The sequence below is a fragment of the Janthinobacterium sp. BCJ23 genome, from assembly GCF_059617945.1.
Genome location: NZ_JCAQAW010000006.1, coordinates 273,046 through 292,813, shown reverse-complemented (window position 1 = coordinate 292,813; position 19,768 = coordinate 273,046). Strand labels below are relative to the sequence as shown.

Annotated in this window: 17 protein-coding genes; 8 read left to right on the top strand and 9 right to left on the bottom strand. The window is 62.9% G+C overall.

Annotated elements, in window-relative coordinates; translation table 11 throughout:
* Positions 1–146 precede the first annotated feature (146 nt).
* Positions 147–887 carry an AAA family ATPase gene (locus AC54AG_RS20030; RefSeq protein ID WP_070301880.1) on the top strand — a complete coding sequence of 247 codons (741 nt, stop codon included), beginning with the start codon at positions 147–149 and terminating at the stop codon, positions 885–887.
* Between the two features lie 176 nt (positions 888–1,063).
* Here the strand turns inward: AC54AG_RS20030 and AC54AG_RS20025 are convergent, their stop codons facing one another.
* From AC54AG_RS20025 to kbl, 3 genes are read right to left on the bottom strand one after another with little or no spacing between them, the layout of a single operon-like run.
* Entirely contained in the window at positions 1,064–2,476 is a 1,413-nt protein-coding gene (locus AC54AG_RS20025; RefSeq protein ID WP_072453750.1) for an L-serine ammonia-lyase, read from the bottom strand.
* Between the two features lie 46 nt (positions 2,477–2,522).
* Positions 2,523–3,488: an NAD-dependent epimerase/dehydratase family protein gene (locus AC54AG_RS20020; protein WP_496631416.1), complete on the bottom strand. Its 966-nt coding sequence runs from the start codon at positions 3,486–3,488 to the stop codon at positions 2,523–2,525.
* 20 nt (positions 3,489–3,508) lie between these two features.
* Positions 3,509–4,732: a glycine C-acetyltransferase gene (gene kbl, locus AC54AG_RS20015; protein ID WP_046685113.1), complete on the bottom strand. Its 1,224-nt coding sequence runs from the start codon at positions 4,730–4,732 to the stop codon at positions 3,509–3,511.
* Positions 4,733–4,950: 218 nt separating this feature from the next.
* On the opposite strand from kbl, the gene AC54AG_RS20010 reads away from it, so the two are divergent.
* The 6 genes from AC54AG_RS20010 to AC54AG_RS19985 all read left to right on the top strand — a co-directional run bounded on the left by AC54AG_RS20010 (position 4,951) and on the right by AC54AG_RS19985 (position 10,729).
* The gene (locus AC54AG_RS20010; protein ID WP_034751403.1) at positions 4,951–5,526 is read left to right on the top strand and encodes a helix-turn-helix domain-containing protein; all 576 of its coding nucleotides are present in this window, start codon (positions 4,951–4,953) and stop codon (positions 5,524–5,526) included.
* Between the two features lie 92 nt (positions 5,527–5,618).
* Positions 5,619–6,545 carry an STM4015 family protein gene (locus AC54AG_RS20005; protein ID WP_219329393.1) on the top strand — a complete coding sequence of 309 codons (927 nt, stop codon included), beginning with the start codon at positions 5,619–5,621 and terminating at the stop codon, positions 6,543–6,545.
* 6 nt (positions 6,546–6,551) lie between these two features.
* Positions 6,552–7,628 carry an STM4014 family protein gene (locus AC54AG_RS20000; protein ID WP_496631415.1) on the top strand — a complete coding sequence of 359 codons (1,077 nt, stop codon included), beginning with the start codon at positions 6,552–6,554 and terminating at the stop codon, positions 7,626–7,628.
* Positions 7,621–8,463 (top strand): STM4013/SEN3800 family hydrolase, encoded by an 843-nt coding sequence (locus tag AC54AG_RS19995; protein WP_496631414.1) that lies wholly within the window; start codon positions 7,621–7,623, stop codon positions 8,461–8,463. The genes AC54AG_RS20000 and AC54AG_RS19995 overlap by 8 nt, the downstream gene beginning before the upstream one ends.
* Positions 8,460–9,839, top strand: a complete 1,380-nt coding sequence (locus tag AC54AG_RS19990; RefSeq protein ID WP_496631413.1) for an STM4012 family radical SAM protein — start codon at positions 8,460–8,462, stop codon at positions 9,837–9,839. Before AC54AG_RS19995 ends, AC54AG_RS19990 begins: the two co-directional genes overlap by 4 nt.
* Positions 9,833–10,729, top strand: a complete 897-nt coding sequence (locus AC54AG_RS19985; RefSeq protein WP_496631412.1) for an STM4011 family radical SAM protein — start codon at positions 9,833–9,835, stop codon at positions 10,727–10,729. The genes AC54AG_RS19990 and AC54AG_RS19985 overlap by 7 nt, the downstream gene beginning before the upstream one ends.
* 93 nt (positions 10,730–10,822) lie before the next feature.
* Here AC54AG_RS19985 and AC54AG_RS19980 read toward each other — a convergent pair whose 3' ends face one another.
* Positions 10,823–13,018, bottom strand: a complete 2,196-nt coding sequence (locus AC54AG_RS19980; RefSeq protein ID WP_496631411.1) for a prolyl oligopeptidase family serine peptidase — start codon at positions 13,016–13,018, stop codon at positions 10,823–10,825.
* A gap of 414 nt (positions 13,019–13,432) precedes the next feature.
* Between AC54AG_RS19980 and AC54AG_RS19975 the strand changes: the two genes are divergently transcribed.
* On the top strand, positions 13,433–15,220 hold the full coding sequence (locus tag AC54AG_RS19975) for a GGDEF domain-containing protein (RefSeq protein ID WP_496631436.1): 1,788 nt from the start codon (positions 13,433–13,435) through the stop codon (positions 15,218–15,220).
* Positions 15,221–15,242: 22 nt separating this feature from the next.
* Here the strand turns inward: AC54AG_RS19975 and AC54AG_RS19970 are convergent, their stop codons facing one another.
* The 5 genes from AC54AG_RS19970 to AC54AG_RS19950 form a co-directional block, all read right to left on the bottom strand.
* Complete coding sequence (locus AC54AG_RS19970) at positions 15,243–15,686, bottom strand: DUF6386 family protein (RefSeq protein ID WP_496631410.1); 444 nt, start codon at positions 15,684–15,686, stop codon at positions 15,243–15,245.
* Positions 15,683–16,159, bottom strand: coding sequence for a DUF4262 domain-containing protein (locus AC54AG_RS19965; RefSeq protein WP_319991810.1), 477 nt, complete (start codon positions 16,157–16,159; stop codon positions 15,683–15,685). The genes AC54AG_RS19970 and AC54AG_RS19965 overlap by 4 nt, the downstream gene beginning before the upstream one ends.
* 102 nt (positions 16,160–16,261) lie before the next feature.
* A complete protein-coding gene (locus AC54AG_RS19960) occupies positions 16,262–17,650 on the bottom strand; it encodes a tetratricopeptide repeat protein (RefSeq protein WP_496631409.1) in 1,389 nt (462 codons plus the stop codon).
* A gap of 176 nt (positions 17,651–17,826) precedes the next feature.
* Positions 17,827–18,456 (bottom strand): 3'-5' exonuclease, encoded by a 630-nt coding sequence (locus tag AC54AG_RS19955; RefSeq protein WP_170846245.1) that lies wholly within the window; start codon positions 18,454–18,456, stop codon positions 17,827–17,829.
* 38 nt (positions 18,457–18,494) lie between these two features.
* Positions 18,495–19,745, bottom strand: a complete 1,251-nt coding sequence (locus AC54AG_RS19950) for an Hsp70 family protein (protein WP_496631408.1) — start codon at positions 19,743–19,745, stop codon at positions 18,495–18,497.
* Between the last annotated feature and the right edge of the window lie 23 nt (positions 19,746–19,768).

Below are 19,768 nucleotides of genomic sequence, written 5' to 3'. Positions count from 1 at the left end.
GCCTGCCCATTATCAAACAAGCCATAATTGCATGAGATCAAGCCAGGCGAACATGGCTGGCGTACGCACTGGCGCGCGCCGGCAATTTACGTCACACTGTGCTGAGTATCCCTTGCCATGATCAATATTGGAGTCGAGAACCGGCCATGTCGCTGAGTAAAAAACCGTATCTGCAAAGCGCCGCGCTGCGCTCCGACGCCGTCGTCGACCTCGATCACTATCCGTTCACCATTCCCGCCATCCGCGACTTCGTTCACATGGACTTCCACCGCGACGTGACGTTTTTCGTGGGCGAAAATGGCAGCGGCAAGTCGACCATGCTCGAAGCGCTGGCCGTGGGGCTGGGCTTCGGCAAGGATGGCGGCACGCGCAACGTGCGCATCGCCCTGCCGTCGGACGAGGAATCGGGCTTGCATGCGCATCTGCGCCTGAGCAAGAGCTACAAAAAGCCCGAGGACAGCTATTTCCTGCGCGCCGAGAGCTTTTTCAACGTCGCCACTTACATGGACGAGATGCCCGAATACCTGGGCAGCTACGGCGGCAAGTCGCTGCACGCGCAGTCGCACGGCGAAGCGTTCATGGCGACCCTGATCAACAAGCTGCGGGGCAAGGGTTTGTATCTGCTGGACGAACCCGAGGCGGCCCTGTCGCCGAGCCGCCAGATGGCGGCATTGTCCGTGATCCACCAGTTGGTGCAGGACGACTCGCAGCTGATCATCGCCACCCATTCGCCGATTCTACTCGCCTACCCGAACGCGAAGATTTTGATGTTTACGGGCGGCGGCATCCACGAAGTGGCGTATGAAGACACGGAACACTATGCCGTGACGCGCGATTTCTTGAATAACTACCCGAGGAGGCTGGAGCAGTTGTTTGAGGAGGAGTGAGTTTATCGGGAGACTACTGTGGTGGTGTCGGCTTACGCGCTTTGCGCTAAGCCGACCTACGCCGACCTACGCCGACCTACGCCCACCAACGCCCACCAACGCCGACCTGCGACATTGCCACTCACCGTAGGTCGGATTAGCGCGTGAGCGCGTAATCCGACAACACCATCAGGGCATCAACAGGCAGCGTGATTGACGGTAATCACATGCACGGCCAGCCCGCCCAGCGACGTTTCCTTGTACTTGTCCTGCATGTCCGCGCCCGTCTGGCGCATGGTTTCGATGACTTCGTCGAGGCTGACGAAATGCGTGCCGTCGCCCTTCAGCGCCAGCGAGGCGGCCGTGATGGCTTTCACGGCGCCCATGCCGTTGCGCTCGATGCACGGGATCTGCACCAGACCGCCGATGGGGTCGCACGTCATGCCCAGGTGGTGTTCGATGCCGATTTCGGCCGCGTTTTCGATCTGCTCGTTCGTGCCGCCCAGGGCTGCCACCAGGCCGGCCGCCGCCATGGCGCACGCCACGCCCACTTCGCCCTGGCACCCCACTTCGGCGCCCGAGATCGAGGCATTGCGCTTGCACAGCATGCCGATGGCCGCAGCCGTCAGCATGAAGCGGCGCACGCCGCCCACCGGGTCGCTGGGGCGGCAATCCTGCGCGTAGTAGCGCAACACGGCCGGGATGATGCCGGCCGCGCCGTTGGTCGGCGCCGTCACGACCCTGCCGCCGGCCGCGTTTTCCTCGTTGACGGCCATCGCGTACAGGCTGACCAGGTGTACGGCGTCGTGCGGCAAGTCGTTGGCGCGGTTGTCGGACGCTTTCGCCTCCTGCGCCAAGCGCCACAATTTCGCGGCGCGGCGCTTCACGTTCAAGCCGCCCGGCAGGTTGCCAGTCGTTTCCAGGCCGTGCGCGATACAGTCGCGCATGACGTGCCAGATGCGGTCCAGGCCCGCGTTCAATTCCTCGTCGCTGCGCTTGACGCACTCGTTCGCGCGCAGCATTTCAGGGATCGACAAGCCGCTTTCGACGCCATGCGCCAGCAACTGCTCCATGGTGTCGAAGGGGAAGACGACTCGCGCGCTGGCGGCCGATTCCACGGCCGCTTCGGCATGCGCCGCAGTTTGAACTTCCTCGGCCTCGCGGATAAAACCGCCGCCGATCGAGTAATACACCTTGTCGACACGGCTGCCATCCGCCAGTTTCAGGGTGAAACGCATGCCGTTCGGGTGTTCTGGCAGCGATTCGCTCTTGTGCCAGACGAGGCCCGTGGCGGCCGTGAATGGCACCACGTGCGTGCCCAGCAAGGCGATCTCGCCGGCCGCCTCGATGGCGGCCAGCTTGCTGTCGACTTCATCGGGTGCCACGTCCTGCGGCGTTTCGCCCATCAAGCCAAGAATGACAGCCTTGTCCGTCGCATGGCCCACGCCCGTCAGCGCCAGCGAGCCATACAGGGCCGCCTCGGCGCCCACTACCTGGTCCAGCGGACCGTATTCGACCAGAAAACGCCGCGCCGCCACCATCGGTCCCACCGTGTGGGAACTCGACGGCCCGATGCCGATTTTAAACAGGTCAAATACGCTCATGTCCATGTAGTGTCTCTTTATTTAGTATGTTTTATGAATGCCGGGGCTGAACTCAGGCCGCCTTGGCGGCTTGGCCCACGTCGACATTGGCCAGCATGTCCGTGACCATCTGCTCGACGCCGATCTGCGCCTTCCAGCCCCAATCGGCGCTGGCCTTGCTGTCATCCAGGCTTTGCGGCCAGCTGTCGGCGATGGCCTGGCGGCTGTCCGGCTTGTAGCTGATCTTGAAGTCCGGCACCATGCGCACGATGGCCTTGGCCAGCTGCTCGGGGTTGAACGACACGCCGGCCACGTTGTACGACGAGCGGATCTTGATCTGTGCCGCTGGCGCGTCCATCAGTTCGATGGTGGCGCGGATTGCGTCGGGCATGTAAATCATCGGCAAGGTGGTATTCGCATCGAGGAAGCAGTCATAGCGCTCGCCGCGCAAGGCCGCGTGGAAGATGGCGATGGCGTAATCGGTGGTGCCGCCGCCCGGAGGCGATTTGTAGCTGATGATGCCCGGGTAGCGGATGCTGCGCACGTCCACGCCATACTTGTTGAAGTAGTATTCGCACAGGCGTTCGCCGGCCAGCTTGCTGATGCCGTACATCGAGGTCGGGTCCATCACCGTCATTTGCGGCGTGTTCACTTGCGGCGTGTTCGGGCCGAAGGCGGCGATCGACGACGGCCAGAAGATGCGCAGCGGTTTGCCCGCCTCGCCGCGCTCGCGCGCCAGTTCCAGAATATTGAGCAAGCCATCCATGTTCAGGCTCCACGCCTTCAACGGCGCCGCTTCGCCCGTGGCCGACAGCATGGCGGCCAGCTGGTACACCTGGGTGATGTTCTCGTCGGCGATGATGGCCGCCAGGCCGTCCTTGTCCAGCACATTGAGCTGGGCGTAGCGCTTGGCCTGATACAGATTGTTCGTGCCGATGTCGCTGGCGATGACGTTGTCCGCGCCGTGCTGCTGCGCCAGCGCGCCCACCAGTTCACTACCGATTTGGCCGTTTGCGCCGATGACTAAGATGCGTTCCATGCTATTTTCCTGAAATCTTGTTAATTGGTAGTGGTAGTGGTCAGCAAACCGAGTTCCTTGCCCGCCTGTTCGAAAGCGGCCAGCACTTGCACCAGCTGTTCGCGCGTATGGGCCGCCGACAGCTGCACGCGCACACGGGCCTGGCCCATCGGCACGACCGGGTAGAAGAAGCCAGTCACCAGCACGCCCAGTTCATACAGACGGGCGGCGAATTTCTGCGCCACGGGGGCGTCGAACAGCATCACGGGCACCACCGGATGGGTGCCCGGCTTGATGGTGAAGCCGATGCGCTCGATCTCGCTGCGGAAGAAAGCCGTGTTGTCATGCAGGCGGTCGCGCAGTTCCGTCGACTTGGCCAGGCGTTCCAGTACCGACAGCGAAGCGCCGGCAATCGATGGCGCCAGCGTGTTCGAGAACAAATAGGGACGCGATTTCTGGCGCAGGGTGTCGATGACTTCCTTGCGCGCCGACGTAAAGCCGCCCATGGCGCCGCCCAGGGCCTTGCCCAGGGTGCCCGTGATGATGTCGATGCGGCCCATCACATTGTGGTGTTCGTGCGTGCCGCGGCCCGTCGCGCCCATGAAGCCGGAAGCGTGGCATTCGTCGATCATCACCAGCGCGCCGTACTGATCGGCCAGGTCGCAGATCTTGTCGAGTTGTGCAATCGTGCCGTCCATCGAGAACACGCCGTCCGTGACGATGACTTTATGGCGCTTGCCGGCGGCAATGGCCGCTTTCAGCTGCACTTCCAGGTCGGCCATGTCGTTGTGGGCGTAGCGGTAGCGGCCAGCCTTGCACAGGCGGATGCCGTCGATGATGGAGGCGTGGTTCAGCGCGTCCGAGATGATGGCGTCGTTTTCATCGAACAGCGGTTCGAACACGCCGCCGTTGGCATCGAAGGCCGCCGCGTACAGAATCGTGTCTTCGGTACCCAGAAAAGCGGAGATCGCCTGTTCCAGTTCTTTATGCACGGTTTGCGTGCCGCAGATGAAGCGCACGGACGACAGGCCGTAGCCGTATTTTTGCGTAGCGGCAATCGATGCCTCCTGCGTCTGCAGGTCGCCGGACAGGCCCAGGTAATTGTTCGCACACATATTGATCAGGGTACGGCCATCGTCGCACACCACTTCGGCGCCCTGGCGCGAGGCGATCACGCGCTCGGGCTTGTACAAGCCCTGCTGGCGCAGTTGATCGAGATTCTGTTGCAGACCGCTGAAAAAGGTGTTCTTCGCTTGCTCGCTCATGATGATCCTTGTGTGTCCCTGCGTTTGTGGTATCCGTGTGACCTCAGCCGCCATAGGGAAAAGCGGCCGCTTGACCGGTGCGCGCACAATGCTGTACCGTGAAGCGCTGTTTGAAGTCTACACGTTTCCGTATTTTTCTTCAAAATCCACTATTTCGAACTGAAATTCAATATAGTGGATATTACCCAAGCCTTTTGAACTTTGCAAGCCACCTGCCGATGAAAACCAGCGTTTCGACCAATTCTCCGCCCGAAGTGGGCGCCACCCTGCAACGGCTGCGCCTGGCGCGCGGCCTGACACTCGAGGATTTGTCGCGCATCGCCGGCGTTTCGAAGTCCATGCTGTCGCAAATCGAGCGCGAAAAAGCCAATCCCACCATCGCCATCACGTGGCGCCTGGCCAACGCCCTGGGCGTACAGATCGGCGAATTGCTGTCCAGCGCGGAAAAAGCCGTGGAAACCATCCGCATCACGGACGCCCACGAAACCCCCACCCTGCCCGGCGACCATGCGGGCTACGTGCTGCGCATCCTGGGACCGATGGAACTGGCCGGCAAATATGAATGGTATGAAGTGACTCTGGCGCCGGGCGGCGAACTGGCGTCGCAGCCGCACGACCCGGGCACGACCGAGCATTTGACGGTGATCCACGGCAACCTGGAGCTGGAAGTGGGGACGGCGAAGAAAAAGGTCAAGAATGGCGGCACGGCGCGCTACCCGGCGGACCAGCCGCATACGATACGCAACCTGGGCAAGACGGAAGGCAAGGCCTTATTGGTGGTCATCCATAGATAGTTGCATTTCAGCGGTGTGCAATAGGCTCTTTCGCCCATGCTAAGATTTTGGATTAGACAAGATTTTTCACTGTCTTTCATGGAGCCTTAGCAATGACGATTTCCGAAAGCACCACCCTCTTCCACCAAAAAAAGGTCGTCCAGTACGATCCTGATATTGCGCTGCAATCCGGGCAGGATATCGTCTACCGCCTCTCGCTCGAGTATGACGACAAGCGCAAGATGCCGGACCTGATCGCCGGCTTCCTGGAAAAAACCGACAAGAATGCGCTTGAGGCGCTGATCATCGGCATGTGGGGCGACCCGTACGAAGCGGGCGCCGACGAGGTGATCGCCGCACTGATCAGCCACGCGCCGCAGCTGCCGAACTTGCGCGCGCTGTTTATCGGCGACATGACGTACGAGGAATGCGAAATCTCGTGGATCGTGCAAGGCAGCTACAAGCCGCTGCTGGACGCCTTCCCGCAGCTGGAAGAGCTGCGCATCCGTGGCGGCAATGAATTGACCGTCGAACCGTTCGCGCACCAGAACCTGCGCAAGTTCACCATCGAGTCCGGTGGCCTCGATCAGAAGATCGCGCAGGCGCTGGCCCAGTCGAGCATGCCCAAGCTGGAATACCTGGAACTGTGGCTCGGTAGCGACGACTATGGTTTTTCCGGCGACGTGGCGCTGTACCAGAAAGTGCTGGCACAACTGGCCACGCCAACCCTGCGCTACCTGGGCCTGCGTGATGCGCAGATCGCCGACGAGCTGGCCGTCTGGCTGGCCAACGAGCCGCTGCTGGCCACCGTCGAGACCCTGGACCTGTCGCTGGGCACCCTGGGCGACGTGGGCGCCGAAGCACTGCTGCAAGGCACGCAATTGGGCAATCTGAAGCGCATGGACCTGTCGCATCACTATATCTCCGAAGCGAACCAGGAAAAACTCAACGCCCTGCCCTTCCCCGTCAGGCTCGATGATCCGCAGGAAGACGACGAGGACGACGACGAAGTCTATCGCTATGTCGCCGTCGGCGAATAAAACCTGATGCTTTTGCTGGCAACACAGGGCAGCAAGCGCGTGCGCCTGCTGCAGGCGGCGCGCGCGCAGCTGCGCCTGCCGCCCGCGCAAGTGCTGGAATGGCGCGACTGGCTACGTCAGCCTGCCTTGCTCGAGGATTCATTGCGCCAGACCGGCCCGCTCAAGATCGAACCGCCCGGCGACGATCCTGCCGCCCACCTGCTGTTGCTGCAGGCGGGCTGCCGGCTGCTTGACCGTCCGCTGCTCTCGGCGCCCGCGCATGGCGAGCTGCTGGCCATGGATGCGTGGTTTGCCGGTTTTTCCAATGCCATGGCGTCCCTGGCGGCGCAGCTGGCAGACCTACCGCAAATACGCGTCTTCAATGCGCCAGCCGAAATCTGTCTCATGACGGACAAGCTGGCGTGCCAGCGCCACCTGGCCGCGCATGGCGTGCCCATACCTGCCTTGCTGGGACCAGTGCAGAGCTACGAGCATCTGCAGTCGCTGCTGTACGAACACCAGCTTGACCGCGTCTATCTGAAACCGCGCTACGGCTCGTCCGCATCTGGTGTCGTCGCCTACCGCAGGAACAAGGCCGGACGCCAGCAAGCCACGACCTCGGCCACGCTGCACCGCACCGAGGGCGCAACGCGCCTGATGAACAGCAAACGCATGGCGCGCTACGAGTCCGAACACGACATCGCCGCCCTCGTCGACGCGCTGGCAGCCCAGGAACTGTATGCGGAAGCATGGCTGAACAAGCCGCGCTGCGGCGACAGCCATTACGACTTGCGGGTCGTGACCGTGGCCGGCCAGCCCGCGCACCGGGTGGCGCGCATCGGCGACCAGATGATGACGAATCTGCACCTCGACAACCGGCGCGGCGACGCGGCTGGCCTCTTGAACGCGGCCGACATGGCGGCGCTGGAAGTTGCCAGCGCCCAGGCCGCGCGCGCCTTCCCCCACAGCCACGTGACGGGCTACGACCTCGTCGTACGCCACGGCCAGGCCCATGTGCTCGAAGCGAATGCCTTCGGCGACCTGCTGCCAGGCCTGCTGTGGCAAGGCGCGGACACTTACGCAGCACAACTGGCCCATGTTTAAAGACACAGCACCGATCCCCGACATGCACCGCATCGTCGGCAGCCACGACATCGTCTTCATCACGCTCGACACCCTGCGCTATGACGTGGCGCAAGCCCTGTATGAGGCGGGCGAACTGCCCGTGCTGGGACGTTTTCTGCCGCCGGGCGGCTGGGACAAGCGCCACTCGCCCGCCACGTTTACCTACGCGGCGCACCAGGCCTTCTTTGCGGGTTTCTTGCCCACGCCGGCCGCGCCCGGCCGCCATCCGCGCCTGTTCGCCAGCGCCTTTGCTGGCAGTGAAACCACCTCGCCGCACACGTTTGCGTTCGAGGAAGCGGACCTGCCCGCCGCACTGGCCGCGCGCGGCTACCGCACCATCTGCATCGGCGGCGTAGGCTTCTTCAATAAACAGACGGCGCTGGGCACGGTGCTGCCGTCGCTGTTCCAGGAAAGCCACTGGAGCGCCGGCATGGGCGTGGCCAGCCGCCATTCGACGCAAAAGCAGGTGGCGCTGGCGACCCGGCTGCTGGCGCAAAACGACCAGCGCACCTTCTTGTTCATCAACGTGGCCGCCCTGCACACGCCGAACCGCGCCTACCTGCCCGGCTGCCACTGCGATAACCTGGACAGCCATGCGGCGGCCCTGCGCTATGTCGACAGCGCACTGGCGCCCCTGTTTGCCGCCTGCGCCGCGCGCGCGCCCACGTTCGCCATCGTCTGCTCGGACCACGGCAGCGCGTATGGCGAAGACGGCTACCGTGGCCACAGGGTCGCCCATGACAGCGTGTGGCAGGTGCCGTACGCGCACTTCTTCCTCACGCCAGATACCATTTCCCAGGAGTCCCCACCGTGAACCCATCCGAACCGCCGGGCACCCTGGCGCAGCGCATGCGCCACACGCCCTACCAGGCGTATTCATATTCGTATCCGCACAAGGCGGCCTACCGCGCCTTGCCGCAGGCCGCGCCGCTGGCGCCCCTGTGGGCGCAGCAGGACCGTTCCGCCCTCTTCGCCTACATCCACATCCCGTTTTGCGAGATGCGCTGCGGCTTTTGCAACCTGTTCGCCATGGCCCGCCCCAGCGCCGACATGGTCGAGCGCTATGTGCAGCAGGTGCTGGTGCAGATGCGCGCGATGGACGGCGCCCTCGGTGAACGCCGCTTTGCCCGCTTCGCGCTCGGTGGCGGCACGCCCACTTACCTGTCGCCCGCGCAGCTCGACACCTTGCTGTGCGGCGCGCGCGACATCCTTGGCATCGACCTGCAAGCCACGCCGGCCGGCATCGAAGCGTCGCCCGAAACCATCACGGCCGAGCGGCTTGCCGTCTGCCGCGCGCATGGCATCGACCGGGTCAGCCTGGGCATCCAGAGCTTTGCCGCCGGCGAGATGCGCGCGCTGGCCCGTCCCCAGCAAAACGCCACCGTCCATCACGCCATCGGCCTGATACGCGCGGCCGGCTTTCCCACCCTGAACCTGGACCTGATCTACGGCATCGCGGGGCAAACCGTCGTCAGCCTGCTCGCGTCCATCGACAGCGCATTGGCCTTCCGGCCCGAGGAAATCTATCTGTATCCGCTGTACGTACGGGAGCAGACGGGTCTTGGCAAAGTGGCGCGCCGCCAGGGTGCCGCGTCGCTCAACCCCATCATGCTGGCCCGCGACGGCGACAGCCGCCTGGCCCTGTACGCGGCCGCGCGCGACCATTTGCGCGCCCAGGGCTATGAGCAGGTCTCGATGCGCATGTTCCGCGCACCGCATGCGCCCGAGCAGAACGGACCGTCGTACTGCTGCCAGAACGATGGCATGGTGGGCCTGGGCGCGGGCGCCCGTTCCTACACTTCGCGCCTGCATTATTCGAGCGAGTACGCGGTGGCGCGCACGCAGACCATCGGCATCATCGAACAGTATCTGGCGCTCGACGAAACGCGCTTCGCGCAGGCGGAACACGGCTACGTGCTCGATGATGCAGAACAGCGCCGCCGCTACGTGATCCAGTCGCTGCTGACGGAACCGGGCCTGGACCGCGACGCCTACACGGCGCGCTTCGGCACGCGCTGCGAGCTTGATCTGCCGCAGCTGGCCGAGCTGCACGCCTTGGAACTGGTGGAAGAAAACGGCGCGCTGCTGCGCCTGAATGACCGCGGCTACAGCTACGCCGACACCATCGGCCCATGGCTGGCGTCCGAGACGGTGCGCGCGCTGATGGCCGAAGGCGGCCAGGCGTGCTGACAGCGCAAGCGCCAACGCTGTCCCTGCTGTATCGCGGCACGCTTTCGAGCTGCAATTACGCCTGCGGCTACTGCCCGTTCGCCAAGAAGCGCGACAGCCGCGCCACCCTGGCCCGCGACGCGCGTGAAGTGGCGCGTTTTACCAGTTGGGTGGCGGCGCAAAAACGGGACATCAGCGTCCTGTTCACGCCCTGGGGCGAAGCACTGGTGCGGCGCCACTACCGCACGGCCATGCAAATCCTGGCAGCTTTGCCCCATGTGCGGCAAGTAGCGCTGCAGACGAATCTGTCCGGCCCCCTGAACTGGCTGCAAGCGATGGACGGGGTGGAAAAGATCGGCCTGTGGTGCACCTACCACCCGGATCAGACAACGCTGGCCCGTTTTCTTGAACGCTGCGCGCGCCTGGACAAGATGGGCGTGCGCTATTCCGTCGGCGTCGTCGCCATGAACGAACACCTGGACGCCATCCGCACCCTGCGCGCGGCCCTGCCCGCGCACGTCTATTTGTGGCTGAACGCCTACGACCGTCGCGGCCCCGGCTACTACAGCGAACAGAACCTGGCCTGGCTCGACGCCGCCGACCCGTGGTTCGCGCAAAGCCGCCGTCCGTCACCCTCGCGCGGCAAACCGTGCCTGGCGGGCGAAGCGTCGCTGTCCGTCGATGGCGATGGCGAACTGACGCGCTGCCATTTCGTGCCGGAGCGCTTGGGGAATCTGTACGTGGATGACTTGGCAGACATGCTACAGGAACGCCGCTGCCCGCGCTTCAAGTGCGATTGCTATATCGGCTATGCGCAGCGCAAGGATTTGCCGTTTCAGGCGGTGTTTGGGGAGGGGGTACTGGCAAGGATCGTGACTGTAGGTCGGATTAGCCAGCGTAGGTCGGATTAGCGGCGGCACGCCGCGTAATCCGACACATTGTTGGCATGACGGGTGTTGTCGGATTACGCGCGGCGATGCCGCGCTAATCCGACCTACCGTATTTTACTGCGCAGCCACCTTGGCCGGCTCCGCCATTACCGGCGTCATCTTCAACGAACGGCTGAGGAAGCCCCAACGATCCGCCACTTCTTCGATCTGCTTGGTCGTCGGCTTGCCGGCGCCATGGCCCGCCTTGCTGTCGATGCGGATCAGTACGGGCGCCGCGCCGCCTTGCGCTGCCTGGGCGGCGGCGGCGAACTTGAAGCTGTGGGCAGGCACGACGCGGTCGTCGTGGTCGGCCGTCGTGATCATGGTGGCTGGATAGCAGCCGCCCGCCTTCAGGTTATGCAGCGGCGAGTATTTCACCAGCGCCTTGAACTGTTCGGCGTCGTCCGACGAACCGTAGTCAGGCACCCAGCCCCAGCCCACGGTGAACTTGTGGAAGCGCAACATGTCGAGCACGCCCACTTGCGGGATCGCCGCGGCGAACAGGTCGGGACGCTGCGTCATGGCCGCGCCGACCAGCAGGCCGCCATTGCTGCCGCCGCCGATCGCCAGCTTCGATGGCGAGGTGACCTTGTTGTCCACCAGCCACTGCGCCGCGCCGATAAAGTCGTCGAACACGTTTTGCTTGTTCAGCTTGGTACCAGCCTGGTGCCAGGCTTCGCCGTACTCGCCGCCGCCGCGCAGGTTGGCCATCACGTAGACGCCGCCCATTTCCACCCAGGCAAGATTCGCCACGGAGAAGCTTGGCGTGAGCGAAATGTTGAAGCCGCCATAGCCGTACAGATAAGTCGGGTTGGAACCGTCGAGCTTCATGCCTTTTTTCGAGACGATGAACATCGGCACCTTGGTACCGTCGCGGCTGGTAAAGAATTGCTGGCGTGTTTCAAAGGCGTTCGGGTCGAAATCGACCTTCGGCTGGCGGTACACCGTGCTCTTGCCCGACTTCATCTCGTAGCGGTAGATAGTCGCTGGCGTCGTGAAGCTGGTAAACGAGTAGAACGTTTCCGTGTCGCCACGCTTGCCCGCAAAGCCGCCGGCCGAACCGATGCCCGGCAAGGCCACTTCGCGCACCAGCTTGCCGTTCAGGTCGACGATCTTGATTTGCGTTTGCGCATCTTTCAAGTAGTCGAGCACCAGCTGGTTGTTGATGAGGTTGACGGCGACGAGGGTTTCCGCGCTTTGCGGCACGATTTCCTTCCAGTCGGCAGGGGCAGGTTTGCGCGTATCGATGGCGATCACGCGCGATTTTGGCGCCTTGTTGTCCGTCTTGAAGAAGAACACGGGGCCGTCATTGTCGATGAACGAGTATGAAGCGTCAAACTCTTCCAGCAAGCCCACGACCTTGGCGTTTTTCTGGCGCAAGTCCTTGTAGAAAACGCGGTTCTTGCGTTCCGTGCCTTGCGTGGCCGTGATGATCAAATAATTGCCGTCGTCGCTGACGGTGCTGCCGCCGAACGCCCATTCCTTCTGGTCGGGACGGTCGAAAACGAGCACGTCGTCGCTTTGCGGCGTGCCGATCTTGTGGAAATACAATTTCTGGAAGTAATTGATATCGGCCAGCTTGGTGGCTTCGTTCGGCGCGTCATAACGGCTGTAGAAGAAACCTGTGTTGTCCTTGGTCCACGAGGCGCCCGAGAACTTTGCCCACTTGATGTGGTCTGTCAAATCCTTGCCCGATTCGATGTCGCGCACTTTCCACTCGTTCCAGTCGGAACCGGAAGCGGACGTGGCATAGGCCAGGTACTTGCCGTTCGGGCTGATCGAAGTGCCTGCCAGCGCCACCGTGCCATCCGTGGACAGGGTGTTCGGGTCCAGCAGCAGGCGCGGTTCGTCCGTCAGTTTTTTCACCGTGTACAGCACGGCCTGGTTCTGCAAGCCGTCGTTGCGGCTGTAGAAATAGCGGCCGCCCTGCTTCGTTGGCGTAGAGAAACGCTCATAGTTCCACAGCTTGGTCAGCCGCTGCTTGATCGCGGCGCGCTCGGGGATGGTGCCCAGGTACGACTGCGTCAGCTTGTTTTGCGCCGTGACCCACTCGCCCGTTTCCGCGCTGTTGGCGTCTTCGAGCCAACGGTACGGGTCGGCGATGGTGGTGCCGAAATAGCTGTCTTGCTGGTCGACTTTTTTGCTGACCGGATACGTCACGGCAGCGCCGTCGCCGGCCGGGCACGATGGCGTCGCGGCGCTTTGCGCCAGGGCATTGCCACCGAAAGCGGCCATCAAGCTGAATATGAGGGTTGCACTACGTAATTGCATGGGTTGTTGTCTCATTGTTGGATGTCGAGGAAAGCAGGCCGCACACACACACGCCGCGGCTGCCCATGTTGACTTTCGCCAAGAGAAATCATAGCGCGGATTGCCACTTTTAAAGCACAGTTATCTGATGGATTTGCCGTCTTTTGTTTGGACAATTTACAGGAATCGCCATGATAAATCTCGCTTTCGGCGGAATCGACAAACTGACGTTCATGCAAGAAACGTTATCAAAAGCAAAGTCATTTCATCAAGTTGTCATAAATCTTCTTTACTATCGGCAACATGTTCATGGCCCGTCCAGAGGCCGTGCCGCCACAGCCTCCTATGCATACTCTCGCCCTCCCTTCCGCCACTGCCGCGCCGGCCCCCGCGACGCCATCGAATGTGGCTTACCTGAAGCCGCCACCGGCAAGCATGACCATCGAAGGGACGGACGCCTTGCACGAGATCCTGGCGGGCCGCAAGCTCAGCGCGCTGTTCCAGCCCATCATCCACATGCACAGCGGCGACATCATCGGCTACGAAGGCTTGATACGGGGGCCGTCCGACAGCCCCCTGCACGCGCCGATGAATCTGTTCAAGGTGGCGCGCGCGCATGACCTGACCCTGGATGTGGAACACCTGTGCCGCCAAGTGGTGCTCGAGCGCTTCGCAGAACTGCAACTGCCGGGCAAGCTGTTCCTCAACGTCAGCCCGGAATGCCTGCTGCTGCGCAATGCCCGCCATGGCGAAACCCTCGAATACATCGAGCACATCGGCATCAACCCGGACCGTGTCATCATCGAGCTGACGGAAAACCAGCCCACCTACGATTACGAGCTGATGCGCGAAGCCGTGCTGCATTACCGTAACATGGGTTTCCAGATCGCCATCGACGACCTGGGCGAAGGCTTTTCCAGCCTGCGCCTGTGGTCGGAACTGCGCCCGGAATATGTGAAGATCGACATGCATTTCATCCAGGGCATCAATAATGACCCCGTGAAACTGCAGTTCGTGCGCTCGATCCAGGAAATCGCGGAGAAATCGGGCACCCTGGTGATCGCCGAAGGCATCGAGGCGCAGACGGAATTGCTGGTCTTGCGCGACCTCGGCGTGGCGTTTGGACAAGGCTATCACCTGGGGCGGCCCAACGCGGTGCCGGCGCGCGCCCTGCCGGCCGAAGTGGTGCAGGCGCTGGGACGCAATGGCGTGGCCGTGTATCCGCAGCGCAGCAGCCTGGAAAAGAATGGCGCCAGCATCCGCAAGCTGCTGCACAAGGTGGCGGCCGTGTCGCCACAGCTCAACAATAACGAGGTGTACGATATCTTCCTGAAGGAACCGAAGCTGATGATCATTCCCGTCGTCGACGACGGCGTGCCGCTGGGCCTGATCAGCCGCTTCGAAATGATCGACCACTTCGCCCGCCCCTACCAGCGCGAACTCTATGGCAAGAAATCATGCAGCCTGTTCATGGATGCCACGCCCCTGATTGCCGACCACGAGACGAGCTTGCAGGAACTCAGCTACACGATGGTGCAGTCCGATGCCCACCACCTGTTCAACGGTTTCATCATCACCGAGCACGGCCGTTACCTGGGCATGGGCACGGGCCACGACCTGATGCGCGAAATCACGCAGATGCAGATCAACGCGGCCCGTTACGCCAACCCGCTGACGCAACTGCCCGGCAACGTGCCCATCAACGAGCATATCGACCGTTTATTGCACAGCGGCAGCCGCTTCTGGGTCTGCTATTGCGACCTCGACCACTTCAAGCCCTTCAACGATGTGTACGGCTACCGCAAGGGCGACGACGTGATCCAGCTGACGGGAGAAATCCTCAGCAGCCATTGCGACCCGAACCGCGACTTCATCGGCCACATCGGCGGTGACGATTTCATGATTCTGTTCCAGAGCGAAGACTGGGAAACGCGCTGCCAAGCCATGCTCGACGACTTCGCGGCCGCCATCCTCGCCTACTACAGCACAGGCGATTGCGAACGGGGTGGCTACATCAGCGAAGACCGGCAAGGCAAGAAAGTGTTTTATTCGTTGATCAGCCTGTCGCTGGGCGTCATCAAGGTCGAGGCGCACCAGTACTACACACACCATCAGATCGCCACGCAGGCGGCCGAAGCGAAGAAGCAGGCAAAGAAAATCCACGGCAACAGCCTGTTCCTAGACCGGCGGCAAGGCGCGGCTGTGGCGCGCATGGATGCCTAGCCTGGAGCAATAATACGCAAGATCAAATACGCACGAGATCGACAAACGCATTGCCGCTGCGCGTATCGGACACGAATGCCAGGCTGATGTGCGCGCCATCGCGGCGCGCCTGCACGCGGTAGCTGCCTGCGGGCAGATCCACGAACAGTCCTCCATACGCCGTGTCCGGTTCCAGGCCGCCGCCCGTGACGTCTTCCCCCGCGCCGATGAAGACGCGGCCCGAAACGATGGCAAGATGCACGATCACCTGCGGTTCGGCAAGTTCCTCGTGCAAGGTGACTTCATACGCGCCATCGCCGCCCACGTTGAAAAACGCGACTTGCCCCGCATTCACGGCCGCCAGTTCGGCGCTGGGGATGCTCCACCAGTCGCAGTCATCTTCCAGCTTGTGGCGCAAGAGCGCAGGGTCGAACACGCACAGGGTAGCCGTCCCGGTCACAATTTTGACGCACGTGCTTGGCGTCATGTGGCCAGCGGCGCCGGTCCCAGCAGGGGCTGGCTCTCCACATACTGCGCGCTCGCTTGCACCTGCCACGGGAAGTGGCCATCGCGCGACGGCCAGACGATCTGGTACAAGGTGAAATCATCGCCCTGGTAATACCAGCGCGCATAGCCGACATAGTCGCGGTATTGCTCGACGGGCACGCGCACGAAGGCGCACTGATGGCCTTCCAGCAAGACGTCCGTGGTAGTCGTGAAATCCGTGATGGCGCCGCTGCGCGCGGCGTCCAGCGCCAGGTCGAGTATCCGGTGGGCCATGGAATGGGGCAAGCCCATGATCAGGAATTCAGGCTGGCCGAAGCTGTGGCAAGCGCCTATGGTGAAGGCATAGCCGGGACCTTCTTCATCGGCACCGATATGCACGCCATGCCAGCCGTGCGTGGCGATGTCGTCGATGACTTTTTGCTCGGATGCATCCTCGCCTGCCTGCCTTACCATGCTCCACCTTTCACCGTGCCAAAAAACCGTGCCGCCTGAGCGACATGCCTGCCGGCAATTATCGCATGCGGAGCGCGTCCATGCGCGCACGGCGGCGGCGCTTCAGTCAGGCGGCTGCAGCGGCGGAAAGCGCACCTGGTGCCATTGCCGCATGCGCTGCTGCGCCTCTTGCAGCTGTGCCGGTTCCAGCCTGGTGGCAGCCGCTTCCCTGGCCCTGGCCTCCCCGCTATCACCGCCCTCGGCCGCCAGCGCCAGCCACATGTAGCCGCAGACGGGATCCTTTTCCACGCCGCGTCCGCTGTTGTACATGCCGCCCAGGTTGTACTGCGCCAGCGCATGGCCCTGGCCAGCTGCGCGCGCATACCATAGCACGGCCTGGCCATCGTCTTGCGGCACGCCATGGCCGTTCGCATACATGACACCCAGGTTGTTTTGCGCGCTGGCATCGCCTTGATCGGCCGCCGTGCGGTACCAGCGCACGGCGCACACCTCGTCGCGCTCCACGCCCTGGCCATTCGCATACATCACGCCCAGGTTGAACTGCGCATTCGACGCGCCCTGGGCCGCCGCCCGGGCATACCAGTCGAGCGCCAGGCGCAAATCGCGGATGACGCCGCGCCCGCCCGCAAACATGCCGCCCAGATTGTATTGCGCCATGCAATGGCCTTGCAGGGCAGCGCGCCGGTACCACGCGACGGCGCGCGCCTCGTCCTTGTCCACGCCCTGGCCGCGCGCCAACATCAGGCCCAGGTTGAACTGGGCGTCGGCGTCGTCCTGCTCGGCCGCCCGCTGCAGCCAGGCGTAGGCGCGCAGCTGGTCGGGCGCCACGCCCAGGCCTTCCGCATACGCCACGCCAAGTTGCCGCTGCGCCACGGCCAGCCCCTGTGCCGCGGCCTGGCGGAACCAGGCCAGCGCCTGCGCATCGCTCTGCACCACGCCCTGCCCCCGTTTGTAGACGAGCCCCAGATTCAGCTGTGCCTGCGCATCGCCTTGCAAGGCCGCCTTGCGGAACCACGCCAGGGCCAGCGCATCGTTCTTTTTCGCGCCCAGACCCTGGGCATAGGCTTCGCCCAGCAGAGATTGTGCGCTGGCCACGCCCTGCTCGGAAGCGCGGTAAAACCACGCCAGGGCCAGCTCGTCGCTCTGCAGCACACCGCGTCCCTTGCGGTACATCTGCCCCAGGTTTTGCTGGGCCGAGGCATCGCCCTGGGCGGCGGCGCGGCGAAACCACAGCACGGCGTCGGCATCGCTCTGCGCCACGCCGCGGCCGTGGTAATACATGGCGCCCAGGTGGTTCTGCGCGAACGCCAGCCCTTGCAGCGCTGCCAGGCGTAGCCAGACAAAGGCACGCGCGTCGTCCTGCGCCACGCCTTCGCCCTTCTTGTACATCAATCCCAGGTTGAACTGGGCGTAGGCATTGCCCTGCTCGGCAGCCGTGCGGAACCAGATATACGCCTGGTGGCTATCTCTGGCAGTATGGTCCTTGTCCATGTGCGCCCCCATCCACATCGCGCTTGCCGGCAGCACGCGCAAAACGGCGGCCCAGGGCGGCGAAATCGTGTGTTGCTTAAATTTTAAATTCGCTGCGGGGGAAGGACTTGAGCAGGCTCAATAGAAATAATAAAATTATATCGTTTTGATGAGCCCGCTTAGAGGGGAAACGGCGCTCAGCGGCGCGATGGATGCTTTTGCAGGAATTGCGGCACCTTGGCGGCGGCCAGCTTGTTCAGCGACACGAGCAAGTCGGCGTCGACATCGGCGATGCCATAGCTGCTGCGCAAATGGCGGCCGATATGGATCAGCACTTGCGCCGCCACTTCCGCATCGGACTCGGCCCTGTGGGCGGCGCTCTTGAAGGCGATGCCCAGCTGGCTCGACAGCAAGCCCAGCTTGTAGCTGGCCATGCCGGGAAACACGCGGCGCGACAGTTTCAAGGAACACACGAGCGACTGGTGCGCCGGTGTCAGGTTCAGCCTGGCGCTTTCCGCGCGCAGGAATTTTTCATCGAAGCTGGCATTGTGCGCTGACAAGGCATCGCTGCCGATAAAATCCAGCAATTGCGGCACCACTTCGGCCACGGGCGGTGCTTTGTCCACCATCGCCTGCGTGATACCCGTCAAGCCCGTGATGAACGAGGGAATGCGCGCATTGCAGTTGATCAGGGTCACGTAACGGTCCGTGATCCGCCCGCCCTCGATGCGCAGCGCCGCCACTTCCGTGATGCGGTCGCCCATGTCGGGCGACAGTCCGGTCGTCTCGAAGTCGATCATGACGATCGGTTTGTCAAACACATTCATGAAGTCAGGCTCTTTCTGCGATGCTGCGGTGGACCAGCTTAGCCGAACTTGCGTACGGCGTCCAGCGCAAGACCTGCGCCGATACTGCCGAACAAATCGCCTTCGACCTTGCGCGCGGCCGGCACCAGTGCCGCGATCTTTTCGCGCAGCAGGCGCACGCCGCTCGAGCCGCCCGTGAAGAACACGGTGTCGACGGCTTCCGGCGCCACACCCGCGTCGCGCAGCAGACGCAGCACGGTGTCTTCCACGGAACCGCACAGGTGGCCGATGGCTTCGTCGAATTGCGTACGTTTGAGCAACAGGCTTTGCGCGGGCGACAAGCGGTCCAGCTCCAGCTGCACTTCGGCCGCGTCGGACAGGGCAATCTTGCCCTCTTCCACTTTCATGGCCAGCCAGTGGCCGGCGCGCTCGTCGATCAGTTTTTGCAGGCGCCCCATCTTGTCTTGCTCGCGCGCATCGCGGCACACGTCGGCCAGTTGCACCCAGATCTTCTTCGTGTACGCCAGATTGATCGTGTGCCACGTCGCCAGGTTGAAATAATAGCTGGACGGCACTTCGCTATTATTGTTCAGACGGCTGCCATAGCCGAGCAAGGGCATGACGGACGACAGGCTCAGGTATTTATCGAAATCCGTGCCACCGATGTGCACGCCGCCCGTGGCGAGGATGTCGTTACGGCGCTCGGCCTTTTTCGCCCGGTCCGGCGACAAACGCACCAGCGAAAAGTCGGACGTACCACCGCCGATGTCGGCGATCAGCACTAGCTCTTCCTTGGCTATCTGCGACTCGTAGTCGAACGCTGCGGCAATCGGCTCGAACTGGAAGGCGACATCCTTGAAGCCGACGGAGCGCGCCACTTCGGCCAGGGTGTCCTGCGCCAGCTGGTCCGCTTGCGCGTTGTCGTCGATAAAGAAGACGGGACGGCCGAACACGGCGGACGAGAATTCGCGGCCGGCGGACTGCTCGGCGCGGCGTTTCACTTCGCCAATGAATTGCGCGAGCAACATGCGAAATGGCAAGGCGCGGCCGCCGACTTCCGTCTGGCCATCGATGAGACTGGTACCCAGCAGGCTTTTCAGCGAGCGCATCAAGCGTCCTTCGTAACCAGCCAGATAGCCGGCCAGCGCCGCGCGGCCAAAACTGACTTCCTCGTCTTCCGCATTGAAGAAGACGACGGACGGTAAGGTCGTCTTGCCATCTTCCAGGCCGAGCATGGTGCTCTGCCCTGGACGTGCCCAGCCTACCGTGGAATTTGACGTGCCGAAATCGACGCCGCAAGCATTGGCCATGTCGACCCTTCCCTGAATAAAGG